At 38.1% G+C, this 13,917-nt stretch carries 9 protein-coding genes; 7 read left to right on the top strand and 2 right to left on the bottom strand.

Going from position 1 to position 13,917, the window contains the following annotated elements; genetic code table 11:
* Positions 1–58: 58 nt before the first annotated feature.
* On the bottom strand, positions 59–532 hold the full coding sequence (locus AB1278_RS18020; protein WP_110010729.1) for a hypothetical protein: 474 nt from the start codon (positions 530–532) through the stop codon (positions 59–61).
* A gap of 114 nt (positions 533–646) precedes the next feature.
* On the opposite strand from AB1278_RS18020, the gene AB1278_RS18015 reads away from it, so the two are divergent.
* The 4 genes from AB1278_RS18015 (at position 647) to AB1278_RS18000 (ending at position 10,068) form a co-directional block, all read left to right on the top strand.
* Positions 647–1,897, top strand: coding sequence for a CinA family nicotinamide mononucleotide deamidase-related protein (locus AB1278_RS18015; RefSeq protein ID WP_202839713.1), 1,251 nt, complete (start codon positions 647–649; stop codon positions 1,895–1,897).
* A gap of 88 nt (positions 1,898–1,985) precedes the next feature.
* On the top strand, positions 1,986–5,384 hold the full coding sequence (locus AB1278_RS18010; protein ID WP_429816186.1) for a polysaccharide deacetylase family protein: 3,399 nt from the start codon (positions 1,986–1,988) through the stop codon (positions 5,382–5,384).
* A 172-nt stretch (positions 5,385–5,556) separates the two neighbouring features.
* Entirely contained in the window at positions 5,557–7,614 is a 2,058-nt protein-coding gene (locus tag AB1278_RS18005) for a M13 family metallopeptidase (RefSeq protein ID WP_110010726.1), read from the top strand.
* Positions 7,615–7,971: 357 nt separating this feature from the next.
* Positions 7,972–10,068 carry a M13 family metallopeptidase gene (locus AB1278_RS18000; RefSeq protein WP_429816183.1) on the top strand — a complete coding sequence of 699 codons (2,097 nt, stop codon included), beginning with the start codon at positions 7,972–7,974 and terminating at the stop codon, positions 10,066–10,068.
* A gap of 58 nt (positions 10,069–10,126) precedes the next feature.
* On the opposite strand, the gene AB1278_RS17995 is transcribed toward AB1278_RS18000, so the two are convergent.
* On the bottom strand, positions 10,127–11,173 hold the full coding sequence (locus tag AB1278_RS17995) for a hypothetical protein (RefSeq protein WP_227944041.1): 1,047 nt from the start codon (positions 11,171–11,173) through the stop codon (positions 10,127–10,129).
* A 354-nt stretch (positions 11,174–11,527) separates the two neighbouring features.
* On the opposite strand from AB1278_RS17995, the gene AB1278_RS17990 reads away from it, so the two are divergent.
* From AB1278_RS17990 to AB1278_RS17980, 3 genes are all read left to right on the top strand, one after another.
* Positions 11,528–11,974, top strand: coding sequence for a type VI secretion system contractile sheath small subunit (locus tag AB1278_RS17990; RefSeq protein WP_041461881.1), 447 nt, complete (start codon positions 11,528–11,530; stop codon positions 11,972–11,974).
* A 20-nt stretch (positions 11,975–11,994) separates the two neighbouring features.
* Positions 11,995–13,356 carry a DUF5458 family protein gene (locus AB1278_RS17985; RefSeq protein WP_062676366.1) on the top strand — a complete coding sequence of 454 codons (1,362 nt, stop codon included), beginning with the start codon at positions 11,995–11,997 and terminating at the stop codon, positions 13,354–13,356.
* Between the two features lie 78 nt (positions 13,357–13,434).
* Positions 13,435–13,893 (top strand): hypothetical protein, encoded by a 459-nt coding sequence (locus AB1278_RS17980; protein WP_238349606.1) that lies wholly within the window; start codon positions 13,435–13,437, stop codon positions 13,891–13,893.
* Positions 13,894–13,917: the final 24 nt, after the last annotated feature.

The raw sequence follows: 13,917 nt of genomic DNA, 5'->3' as shown, positions 1-13,917 counted from the left end.
TAGTGGAAGGGCAAAAATGCAGATAAGTATATTATGTACAATTTTGCCCTTTTATGTTTTAGCTGTTAATATATTCTTTCCATTCTTCAAAACGGTGATCTATCACCTGTTTCATCAGATCATAATTTTCATAGGTATCCTCAATGTGATAGAAAGTTTCATATTCATAGTCATTTTCTTCTGCTTTAGCATCAAAAATATTCACGTAATCATCAGCGAATGAGCTGTATCTGTTTCCAAAATCGGTATCATCAGCATAATAATCCTTTGCAAAAAGATTTCCCAGTTCATTCAGGTCATATTCTGAGAATTTTCCGTCGCAGGAATCCATAATGAATTCAGCACCGGTTATTTCTCTTCGCTTTACTTTTTCTATTTCCTCTTCACCATCTTCCTTCAGTTCATCAGAGATCAGATCGTTATGGATACACCAGTTCAGGAACATTCCTGTGTGGGTAGCCCCGTTTTTCTGAGGAAGGCCTTCCGGAAAATCACCGCCATAATGCCATGAAGCATCATCATATTTAGACATAATTTGTATTGTAGTTTTAGATAATTTCTTCAAAAATAGAAAAAATCAATTTATATTGCCGCTGCCACAGAATTTTCCGTCATTTGCATAGAATTTTTTTCAACAAAAAAACATATGGAAAAAGCTGTTCTGATTACTATCGGTGATGAAATCCTTTCCGGAAATACGGTAGATACCAATTCTAATTTTATTGCGACTGAACTTAAAAATATAGGAATAAAAGTCATTCAGATTCTTACGATCTCAGACGAAATTGAAACCATTAAAAATGCATTGAAAACCGCTTTTGAAACCGGCGATTTAGTCATTACAACAGGAGGCCTCGGGCCAACCCGTGATGATAAAACCAAAAAAGCACTGGCTGAATATTTCGATGATGAAATTGCTTTGGATGAGGTGACATTCAATCATTTGAAAGGCTATATGGAACGACGTGGAAGAGCAGATATTCTCGAAAGAAACCGCGAACAGGCATTTGTCCCTACCAAATCCATCGTTTTTCAGAACCATTACGGAACGGCACCCTGTATGATGATGGAACAGGACGGAAAATTGTGCTACAGCCTTCCGGGGGTTCCTTATGAGGTGAAACCGCTTATTAAAGATCAGATTATTCCTTATTTACAGCAAAGATTCAGTCTGCATTATATCCATACCCGGATTGTTTCTGTGGTCGGAATTCCTGAAAGTATCCTTGCGGACAAAATTGAAGACTGGGAACTGGCACTTCCGGAAAATATTGCACTGTCTTATCTTCCGGTGGGAACCCGTGTAAAGCTTCGTCTGACAGCTTCCGGTGATAACGAAGAGCAGTTGAAGCAAATAACAGAAGAAGAAATCCAGAAATTGCTTCCTTTGGTAGAAGGCCATGTCATTGCAGTATCTGAGGATAAAATTGAAAATATTCTGGCAGAAATGCTTACCGAAAGAAACATGACGATCTCCACAGCAGAGAGTTGTACAGGAGGTGAACTGGCAAAAATGATTACTTCAGTTTCCGGCAGCTCGAAATATTTCCTGGGTGGAGTGGTTGCCTATGCCACAGAGAAAAAGATTAAAATTTTAAATGTTTCTGAAAAGACCGTAGAACAGTTTACCGTGGTGAGCGAACAGGTGGCACAGGAAATGGCAAAAGGCTGTCAGGAATTGTTTGAAACTCATATTTCCCTTTCTACAACCGGTGTTGCGGGTCCGGGGAAAGGAGAAGACGGTAAGGATGTTGGAACAGTTTACTATACGATCAGAATCAATGATCAGGAAGTAACCTCAAAATTATACATGCCGCATCTGGAAAGGGTAGATTTTATGAATTTCGTTTCCCAGAAGGTGATTCAGGATTTGGTTAGCCTTCTTATAAACAGTTAGATAGAGGATTGTTTTTTTAATTTTTTTTTAATTAATTTTTATACAGTTTTTCACGCTTTTTGAAAGCCATTCAATAAATTTCAAAATCGTGGAAAATTCCAAACAGATTTTTCAGACCAGCAGCAAAAAACGCTGGAAAAGTGTGCAATGGGGAAGCCGTGTCTTTATTTTTATAGGAGTACTGCTTCTTCTTGCTTTAGGTCTGATGATGACTCTGGACAAAAGTCCTAAAATTCCTTTTAAAGAAGATTATAAAGCAGTAATTACAGCCAATAAACCTTACCTTCAGGAGAATAAAATTTCTAAAGAATATAAAGGTTTCAGAAGCTTTATTTCTGAAAAAACAATTCACACCAATCTCGACAAGATTGAGAAAGCAAGAGCAGAAAGATATAAAAATCAGAACAGAAACTGGGCTCAGTTTCCGGGAGGAATCCGTTCTGCATTTTATGTAGCCTGGGATCCTCAGTCTCTGATGTCTCTGAAAAGAAATATCAGACACGTGAATCTTGTTTTCCCCGAATGGTTTTTCCTTGATCCTAAAACCGGAGATCTGAAAACCAATGTAGATCCGGAAGGCTATAAAGTGATCAAAAGAACAGGTGTGGCTGCCATGCCGATGCTGAGTAATAACTTTGACAGAGAATTCCGCTCGGAAGGACTGATAAAAGTTCTTAACGATCCTCAGAAAAGAACTCATCTGATCCAAAAAATCACTCAGCAATGTAAAAAATACCACTTCAAAGGAATTAATATTGACTTTGAAGATATGAACCTGAATTCTGATGAAAATCTGATTGCTTTTATGAAAGAGCTTTCAGAGACTTTCAGAAAAAACCAGTTACTGGTTACCATGGATATCATGACGGACAATGATGATTACAATATTCCAGGACTGAATCCTTATGTAGATTATTTTGTGCTGATGGCTTATGATGAATACTCTGCAGGAAGCGATGCCGGTCCGGTGTCTTCTCAGAAATGGATCGAACAGCAGACAGGAAAAATTGTAAAACAAACTTCCCCGCAAAAAATAATTCTGGGCCTTGGAGCTTATGGCTATGACTGGAGCTCTAATCCGGATGACAATACTTCTGTTACTTATATGCAGGCAATTACGAAAGCCAGTGCCAGTAAAGCGGTTATAGATTTTAATGACAATACGTTTAATTTAAATTATTCTTATACGGATTCCAAAAATCTTACCCACACTGTATTTTTCAATGATGCGGCTTCTATCTTCAATACAATGCGTTTCTCTTCAGAATATCCTTTGGCAGGAACTGCACTCTGGAGACTGGGAAGTGAAGACAGCAGAGTATGGAACTTCTATGATAAAGATCTTACGTTTGCAGGGCTATCCAAACTGAACTTAAAAACATTGGAAAATGTAAAAGGGCAGACCATGGTGGATTACATTGGAGACGGGGAAGTGCTGGATGTCCTGAATACGCCTCATGACGGAAAAATTGCATTGGAAGTTGATCCGAAAGAGAAAATTATCACAGACGAAAACTATGTTACCTATCCAAGTTCTTATGAAGTGAAGAAATATGGCAGTGCTCCTCAGAAAGAACTCGTGCTTACCTTTGATGATGGTCCGGATGAAATCTATACACCGCAGGTTTTGGATGTATTGTCAAGATATCATGTTCCGGCCGCTTTCTTTTTGGTAGGCTTAAATGCAGAAAAAAACCTTCCGCTTGTGAAAAGAATTTATAGAGAAGGACATGAAATAGGAAATCACACCTTTACCCATGAAAATGTTGCAAAAGTAAGTCCGGAAAGAGCTTTGCTTGAAATGAAACTTACCCGTTTGCTTATAGAGTGTGTGACGGGACACAGTACAATCCTGTTCAGAGCACCATACAACGCAGACTCTGAACCTACCACTTCGGAAGAGATTATTCCGGTAGCTTTGGCCAGACAGCAGAATTATCTTGATATTGGAGAAAATATAGATCCTGAAGACTGGCAGCCGGGAATAAAAGCAGATGAAATTGTAAAAAGGGTATTAGCCGGAATCAAACAGGAGAGAGGGAATATCATTCTTCTTCACGATGCAGGAGGAGATACCAGAGAAGAAACGGTAAAAGCTTTAAAGATTCTGATTCCGACCCTTCAGAAACAGGGTTATCATTTTACGAACCTGACCAATATCTTACACAAAAGCAGAAGTGAACTGATGCCTGAAGTACCTAAAACGAAGTCATATTACATCATGCAGCTGAACCTTGTTTTGGCTACCATTATCTATGGAGTAAGTCATTTTCTCGTGGCATTATTTACTATTTTCATTGTATTAGGATTGATCAGATTATTGCTGATGGCATACTGGGCTTTTAAAGAAAGAAACAAAGAAAGAAAGCTGGGCGAGCTTCCGGTTCTGAAATCTTATCCGAAAGTTTCCATCATAGTTCCTGCTTATAATGAAGAAGTGAATATTGTGTCTTCCCTGCATAACTTATTGAAACAGACGTATCCTAACTTTGACATCATTATGGTAGATGACGGAAGTAAAGATTCTACTTATGAAAAAGCAAAAGCTGCATTTCCTGATCATCTGAAGCTGAAAATTTTCACCAAAAGAAACGGTGGAAAAGCAACTGCTTTAAATTTCGGAATATCACAGACCGATGCCGAATATGTAGTATGTATTGATGCAGATACCAAACTGCAGCAGGATGCCGTAAAATATCTGATTGCAAGGTTTTTAAATTCAAGCCCTGAAGAAAAAATAGCAGCTGTTGCAGGAAATGTGAAAGTCGGAAACAGAGTCAACTGGCTTACCAAATGGCAGGCTATAGAATATACAACGAGTCAGAACTTCGACAGACTGGCGTATGCTCACATAAATGGCATTACTGTAATTCCGGGTGCTATCGGGGCATTTAAAAGAGCTGTGGTTATTGAAACGGGAGGCTATTCATCCGATACCCTGGCGGAAGATTGTGATATTACCGTAAAAATTTTAAAAGCCGGATATACGGTGGCTAACGAGAACAGAGCAATTGCCGTCACAGAAGCTCCGGAAACCGCCAATCAGTTTTTAAAACAACGTTTCCGATGGACCTACGGAATCATGCAGATGTTCTGGAAACAGAGACAGACTTTCCTTAACCCCAGATATAAAGGATTGGGACTTTGGGCGATGCCGAATATTTTATTATTCCAATACATCATACCATTTTTCTCGCCGATGGCAGATGTGATTATGTTCTTTGGAATTCTTTCCGGAAACGGAGACAAAATATTTATCTATTATCTGATCTTCCTTTTGGTAGATGCTTCCCTGGCTTTAGTGGCATTCATCATGCAGCGGGAAAAATTAACCAATCTGCTGTATATCATTCCACAGAGATTCGGGTATAGATGGCTGATGTATATTGTATTATTTAAAAGTTTAAGAAAAGCACTGAAAGGCGAAATGCAGTCCTGGGGAGTTCTGAAAAGAACCGGAAATGTAAAAGAGATAGCAACTTCATGATAACTAATAAAGGCAGGAAGGAAGAATGAGGCTGGAAGTTCCGGATTTTCATCACAGCTTCCTGCTCCCAACTTCCACTTAAGAAGCTTTCATGTTATTTATTTAAATTTGTTTTCATATTCAAGTAACAAATTCAAAATAAATCATACATATTCTATAAATTGTTATCATAATGAAAAAAATAACGCTTTCTTTGTTTTTAATAGCAGGGATCTGTACTCAGACGACTATGAGCGCACAAGCAAAAGCTGCTAAAGTAGCAGTGAATAACACAGATAAAGGCTTAGACCTTAGCCTGATGGACACTTCTGTACGTCCTCAGGATGACTTTTACAACTATGTGAGTGGAACATGGATGAAAACAGCCAAAATTCCATCTGACAAACCAACATGGGGAAGCTTCAACAAACTGGCGGAGGATACGGATAACAATTCCATGACCATCCTGAATTCTCTTCTGAAAGATAAATTTGCTGACGGAAGTGAAGGGAAAAAGATCCAGGATCTGTATGCTACATACATGAACATGGAGAAAAGAAATGCAGACGGAATTAAACCAATCCAGGAAAATCTGAATAAGATTGATGCTATTAAAAATATGGCTGATCTTCAGAACTACCTTACTTCTGTAACGAAAGAAGGAGAGAACATTCTTTACGGATGGGGAGTGGATGCAGATCTTAAAGATTCTAAAATGAACGCCGTTTATTTAGGAAATGCCACTTTAGGTTTAGGAAGAGACTACTATCAGAAAGTAAACGAAAAAAATACAGAAGCTATTGCTGAATATCAGAAATATGTAGCTTCAATGCTAAAAGAATTAGGATATAAAAATGCTGATGAGGCTGCAAAAGGTATTGTAAACTTTGAAAAAAGTGTTGCAAATACCTATCTGACAAATGAACAGAGCCGTGACAATACACTTCAGTACAATCCTAAAACAATGGCTGAACTTTCAGCATTGGTGAAAGGAGTAGACATCCCTGGTTACCTTAAAAAAGTAGGAGTAAATACGGATAAGGTCATTATCAGCGAATTAGGATTCTATAAGAATTTTGATAAATTGATCAATGCTCAGGACCTTCCTGTGATCAAAGATTATCTTAAATTCCATATGATCCACGGAAGTGCTTCTTACTTAAGCGAAAACTTAGGAAATATGAAGTTTGCTTTCTATGGCAAATACCTTAGAGGCCAGCAGGAACAGAGAGCTCTTAACAAGAGAGGGTTTGAATTGATCAACGGTACTTTGGGAGAAGCTTTCGGAAAACTATATGTTGAGAAATATTTCCCTGCTGAAGCAAAAGCTCAGATGGTAGAACTGATTGACTATTTAAAGAAGAGTTTCGCAGTTCATATCAATAACTTAGCATGGATGTCTTCTACCACTAAGGAAAAAGCAATGCAGAAGCTGAACAAGTTCACTGTAAAAGTTGCTTATCCGGATAAATGGAAAGACTATTCAAAATTAAATATCGTTTCTGAAGCTAAGGGAGGAAACCTATATCAGAACCTTCAGAACATTACCGAATGGCAATACAATAAAGATTTAGCTAAAATTGGCAAGCCGGTGGATAAAACAGAATGGGGAATGACTCCACAGACTGTAAATGCATATTATAACCCGGTAAATAACGAGATTGTATTCCCTGCTGCCATCCTTCAGCCGCCATTCTTTAACCCTAAAGCTGATGCTGCTGTAAACTTCGGAGGTATCGGTGCAGTTATCGGTCACGAAATGAGCCACGGATTTGATGATTCAGGTGCACAGTTCGATGCAGATGGTAACTTAGTAGACTGGTGGACTCCGGAAGATAAAGCCAACTTCGAAAAAGCAACCAAAGCTCTTGCTTCTCAGTATGACAAATACGAGCCTGTAAAAGGAACTTTTGTAAACGGTACTTTCACAAACGGTGAAAATATCGCTGACTTAGGAGGTGTAAACATCGCTTATGATGCTCTTCAGATGTATTTAAAAGACAAAGGAAACCCAGGGAAAATCAGCGGATTTACTCAGGATCAGAGATTCTTCCTAAGCTGGGCAACCGTTTGGAGAACATTATCAAGTGAGAAATATATGGTGAATCAGGTGAAAACTGACCCGCATTCTCCTGGATACTTCAGAAGCTTCGGTCCGCTAATCAACGTTGACGCTTTCTATAAAGCATTTGATGTGAAAAAAGGAGACAAATTATACAAAGCTCCGGAAGACAGAATCAAAATCTGGTAAAAATAACAACCGCTCAGCAATGGGCGGTTTTGTTTTTTTAGGTAGCAGGTGATAGATGGTAGGTAGCAGGTAGCAGATGGTAGGTAGCAGGTTTTAGGGATTAGGGAAAATAGGTGATAAATAATAAGTAATAAGTAATCGAAGGGACAATCGTTACAATAACGGCTCCCATCATTCCCCTCCCACGGAGGGGTGGCAAAAATTCAAAGAATTTTTGACGGGGTGGTTCTATACCTAATAACATTAAACATTAAACATTGAATTTTTCGCTTTTCACCATATATTAATTATCATTCACTACATATCATTAAAGTTTGTATATTTGATAAGTTTGTGTAAAATCAAAAATTATCTTTAATGAAAAAGCTAAATATTGGAATACTTGCCCTTTCAGGTATTGTATTTCTTAATTCGTGTGGTACAGCTAAGACTGCAGGGACAGACAATAAAACTGAAGCTACGGCAAAAGTAGCCGAACCGGTAAAAGAAGAAGCAAAAGAAGAGGGAATTAATTTATCGTATATGGATACAAGTGTCCGTCCACAGGATGACTTTTTTAGCTATGTGAACGGAAACTGGGTGAAAACGACTCAGATTCCTGCCGATAAAGCAAACTGGGGATCTTTCAATGCTTTGAGAGAAAATGTAGATGATGCTTCATTAGATATTTTGAACAAAATTCTTACAGAATCATATCCTGCAGGATCAGAAGGGCAGAAAATCCAGAATCTTTACGCTTCTTTTATGGATACAAATAAGAGAAACGCTGAAGGTCTGGCACCTATCAAAGCTGATCTTGCCAAAGTAGATGCTATTAAAACCCTTGGAGATCTTCAGAAATACCTTTTGGAAGCTACAAGATTAGGAGATAATTCTTTCTACGGATGGAGAGTAGGTGCTGATATGAAGAATTCCAAGATGAATGCGGTGTATCTTGGTGGTCCGGATCTTGGTTTGGGGAGAGACTATTACCAGAAAGTAAATGATGCCAATACTAAAACACTGGCTGAATATCAGACTTATGTTGGAAAATTATTCGGAGTTTTAGGATATAAAAATACAACTCAGGCTGCACAGAATGTCGTAGACTTTGAAAAACAGCTTGCTAATTACTTGCTGACACTTGAGCAGAACAGAGATGCCAACTTAAGATACAACCCTAAAAATGTATCTGAATTATCGGGTCTTGTGAAAAACGTTGATCTTGCCAAATACCTTAAAGATGCAGGCGTAAACACAGACAGAGTGATCATTGGCGAACTGAAATACTACCAGAATATGGATCAGTTCATTACCCAGAAAAATCTCCCTTTACTGAAAGATTATCTGAAATACCATATCATCAACGGAAATGCAAGCAACCTGGATGACAATTTAGAGCAGATCAGATTTGATTTCTATGCGAAATATTTACAGGGGCAAAAAGAACAACGTCCGATGAACAAGAGAGGGCTTACCCTTGTCAATGGTGTTCTTGGTGAAGCTTTCGGAAAACTGTATGTTGACAAATACTTCACTCCTGAAGCGAAAAAGCAGATGGAAACGTATATTGATTATCTTTTAAAATCATTCAAAACACATATTGCCAATATAGACTGGATGTCTCCGGAAACCAAAGTAAAAGCTCAGGAAAAATTATCCAAGTTTACCGTAAAAATTGCTTATCCGGATAAATGGAAAGATTATACACAGTTGAAAGTAGAATCTCCAAAAGAAGGAGCTACGCTTTATTCAAACCTTCAGAATGTAGCAGCATGGCAATATCAGAGAAGCTTGGATAAAGTAGGTAAACCGGTTGACAAAACAGAATGGGGAATGTCTCCACAAACTGTAAATGCTTACTACAGCGGATCAAACAACGAAATTGTATTCCCGGCAGCTATTCTTCAGCCTCCTTTCTACAATCCTAAAGCGGATGCTGCAGTGAACTTCGGAGGAATCGGAGCCGTTATCGGTCACGAAATTTCTCACGGATTTGACGACAGCGGTTCCCGTTTCGATGGAGATGGTAACCTGAATAACTGGTGGACGGATGCAGACCGTAAAAACTTTGATGCAAAAGTAGGTCAGTTAGCTGCTCAGTACAGTGCTTATGAACCAGTAAAAGGAAGCTTCGTGAACGGTAAATTTACAAGTGGTGAAAACATTGGTGACTTAGGTGGAGTAGCAGTGGCTTACGATGCCCTTCAGATGTATTTAAAAGATAAAGGAAACCCTGGAAAGATCAGCGGATTCACTCAGGATCAGAGATTTTTCATGAGCTGGGCAACGGTTTGGAGAACGAAAGCTACCGATCAGTATATGATCAACCAGGTGAAAACCGATCCTCACTCTCCGGGAATGTTCAGGGCATTTGGTCCGTTGGTCAATCAGGACTCATTCATCAAAGCATTTGATATCAAACCGGGAGACAAAATGTATAAAGCTCCTCAGGACAGAATAAAAATCTGGTAATTTTACCTTAAATTGTTAGACAAGAAAGAATCCGCCTCACTTGAGGCGGATTCTCTTTTTAATATTCTTTCTTATAGTTCCGGAGCACAAACTTTATTCCGGTTTCCATAATATCTCCCATGGTTTTACAATACTTGAAATTGACATCGTAGGTGAGTTTTTGTAAGGCTGTCCTTAGTTCTATGACATTGGCTTCCGGCGCAATATTATCTTTTTTCATAATAGAAATGAGCTCATAAAACCTGTTTTGGCTGCTCGTAACTCTTTTTACGATCTGCGAACGCACTTCCTTACGGTACTGTTCTATAGAACTTGGCTTTAGTTTTTCCAGAACCATATTCACCATCTGATTGTTTTCTTTAAAATACTGGGGAAGGTATACTTTCAGATTTCCCTCGTAAGTCTGCTGATCAAAATCGATGGGGCGGATTCTGTAAATCACCTGGTCGAAATCATGGATGGGAATCACCACATAATTATAAGAACGCATGTCCCCAAGAAGCCCGATAAGGCAGCGTTCATTGAATTTCACAAATTCCTTGGAGATCTGTGCTTTTTCCAGTTCTGTACAGTTGGGCAGATGTTTCTGAATAAAGACATCCCCGGGAATTCCTAGGATATGCTCTTCAATCAGAGTGTTTTTATACACCAGAAAGTTAATCCGGTTGGGAGAAAGCAGGTCTTCAAGTTCCAGCCCGAATATCCGGGAAGCATCAGCCTGTTTAATATAAAAATAGGTATAATTATCATTCAGTACATTTCTCACCCGGATCCGGAAGGGTTTTGAATTTCCGAAAGTACAAAAATCGATGGTATCCACTGTCAGATAAGGTAGCGTAGCGGTATCTCCATCAGAATGAAGGAGGGTGTAAATTTTATTTAAATTAGCTTCTATTTCTTTAAACTCATATTCAGAATACAATACTCCAAGCCATAAGGTATCTTTTCCTTCCTTATCCAGAATACTCACACTATCATTAAATCTCAAAAGATCTTCATACAGAAACTTAATTTTGGTGGTTCTGTTGTACTTTTCCAAATATTGCTGTAATGCTTCTGAAACTGGAAATATCGGTTTTCTGAATGCTATTTTTACATCTTTCATGACACTGTTCACTTTGTTTAAATATAAAGAATAATTTTTTGTAAAATCTTAGCAATTCTTATTTTAACATTTATCAGACATGTTTTTAAAAGAGTAAAGCGGACAAAAATTTTATTTTATTTTTCTTGGAAGACTTTATTTATTTTTTCATAGCTTAGTGATATCGTAATACGGTGATTTTATGTTGAATAAATGCAGAAGAATTTAGATGATCCAAGAAAAATCTTAGTAAAATTTTGTATGTTACAGTTTTTTTTTAAATTTAAACATTGGATTGGTAATTTATTTGATTCATCGGTAAATTACTCGAGGACAGATCCAAACCAAAATAGTAAATCTCAAAATAACAATAATATGGCAATGTTTAATTATGGTGTTGGCGGAAACGAGGTAAAAGTAGACGCTAATGAAGCTATTCAGGAAATACAGGAAAATAAATCACTGATAGTAAGCCAGCTTACAACAGAAGAGTCTTATACCCCTGAAATCGTAACAGGATTAAAAACAGTGGAAGACGTTTTCAGACATTTCCAGCCTTCAGTATCGGTACAGCACGAAACAGAAGATGGTGGAGTGGTAGAAGAAGAATTCCGTTTTCAAAACCTTGGAGACTTTACCCCTAAAAGCCTTACTCAGAAGTCAGATTATCTGCAGCAATTGAGCATGGAACAGGAGCAGTACAATAAAATAGTACGTCAGCTGAAAACAAACAAAATTCTGCGCAATATGCTGGAGAACGATCAGACAAGAGCGGCGTTCATAGAGGTATTGAAAGAAGTGGCACAAGAACTTGAAAAATAATTAAAGACTTACATTAAATCATGGATAGCAAATTACAGGCACAAGAAAGCCAGCAGCAGGGTCAGCAGCAACACGCAGGGCAGCCGAAGGGTAACCCGCTTGCAGAGCTCAATAAAATGGGAGGATTTGGCTTTGTTGAATCCGTTGTAGACGGTATTGCCAATATGAACCCCACAAGAAAGGCAAGAAAAGAAATCTTCCTGAACGATAGCAATAAAGCAGAAGAAAGAAAAGAACTTCTTCAGAAGATCAACCTTTGGGTAAACCTTTTAGAAGGTAGCGAATCTGCTGATAAAATGGCTGATACGTGCAAAAGTAAAGCACAACAGGCCGACGAGAATTTAAAGAAAAACTTAAAAAATACACTGGATGCTGTTCGTATGCTGGAAACCAACTACAGAACAGTAGCTCAATTCTATAAAAATACGGAATTGGATAAAGTGGATAACGTAAGTATCGTCAATGCAAGCCTTGAGCAGGTTTCCGATCTGGATAATCCTTTGTTCATTGATGCTATTTCAGAAGAATTCAAAAATTATTATGATCGTCTTGACCTTAGAGATAACTACTCAATCCTTGCCATACCTGGATATTTAGGATCAAACAAGGTCATCGAGAAGTGGGCAAAAATCTGTAACGAAAACAAAGTAATGATGGTTACAGACTTCGCCAACCTTGATAAGCCGGATGATGTAGTAGACTTATTCCACTCTGCCAACCTTACAGGAGGTGAGCTTCACAGAAGTAACGTTATTATGACGTGTAACTGGCTGGTAGGACGTGGTAAAGCTGAAGAAGTGGGGGAAGAAGAAAACGTAGAACTTCCACCTTCCACTTCATTAGCAGGAAAAATCCATAAAACACTGATGTCTCAGGTAGCAGCAGGTAAAAAACATGGTAATATCAACGAAGTAGACGCTGTAAAATTCGAGCTTAAGAAAAGTGAAATTTCTCAGCTGGAAAAAATGGGTCTTGTACCAATGGTTAACGAATACGGAAAAATTATGGCTTTCTCAGCGAAGACCTTATTTACAGGAGACAATATCGGTCTTCAGACGTATTCCGTAGTTCGTGTATTCGACTATGTAACCAAAGTATTACTTGATTTCCTTAACAGAAGAGCTTTCGAAAACTGGAATGCTAAAAACGAAGACGATTTAAGAAGACAGATTGTAACGTTCCTTGACAATATCAAAGGACCGGACAAGCTGATCGAGAAATTCAAAATTGTTCGTTTCGAGCAGGATAGAGTAAACAAAGACAGAGTATGGCTGGATATCCGTATGACCCCTTATTTCCCTACAAAAAGTTTCGTTATTAAATTGGACGGACACAAAGGAGATGATGGTAACGAATGGGATGCAGAATATACTCAGGAGTAACATAAACATACTTTACATAACAAAAACCGATGCAATATTACATCGGTTTTTTTTCAACCAACACCTATGAAATTGAATATGAATAAGAAACTTATCATTGGTTTACCTATGTTATCAATGGTGCTTTTGATAAGTTGTGAAAAAAAATACCAAAGTCCGGGCACTTACGAAAATGATCTTTTCGCACAGGAACGTCAGGAAGGAAAAGCATACATCATGAATGAAGATGAATGTTTTGATGGAAGTGAACTCGTACTTGCAAGTTCAGAGGTAAAACTTTCAGACAGTTCAAAAGGCCGCGGAAAATCATTCTATCTCTATAAAGTAAAATCCGGAAAAGTATTGAAAACAGTAAGAGATTCTATGGTAGATATGCCAATGCTGTTTTTATCTCAATACAAATTAAAGATCAAAAATACAGATTCTATGTATGTGTATCTGAAGAAGCTTGAAGGGTATCGTTTTATAGCCAAAGACAGAAACCTTAAGTATCAGTGGTTAAAAGCGGCTCCGGTATATTCTGTTGAGAAGAATTAACTTTAAATTCAGGTTTTTTATATC

The sequence above is a fragment of the Chryseobacterium sp. NRRL B-14798 genome (assembly GCF_050470705.1).
Lineage (GTDB): Bacteria > Bacteroidota > Bacteroidia > Flavobacteriales > Weeksellaceae > Chryseobacterium > Chryseobacterium cupriresistens.
Note: the sequence above shows the minus strand (reverse complement) of the source record. Positions and strands in the feature narration are given on the sequence as shown.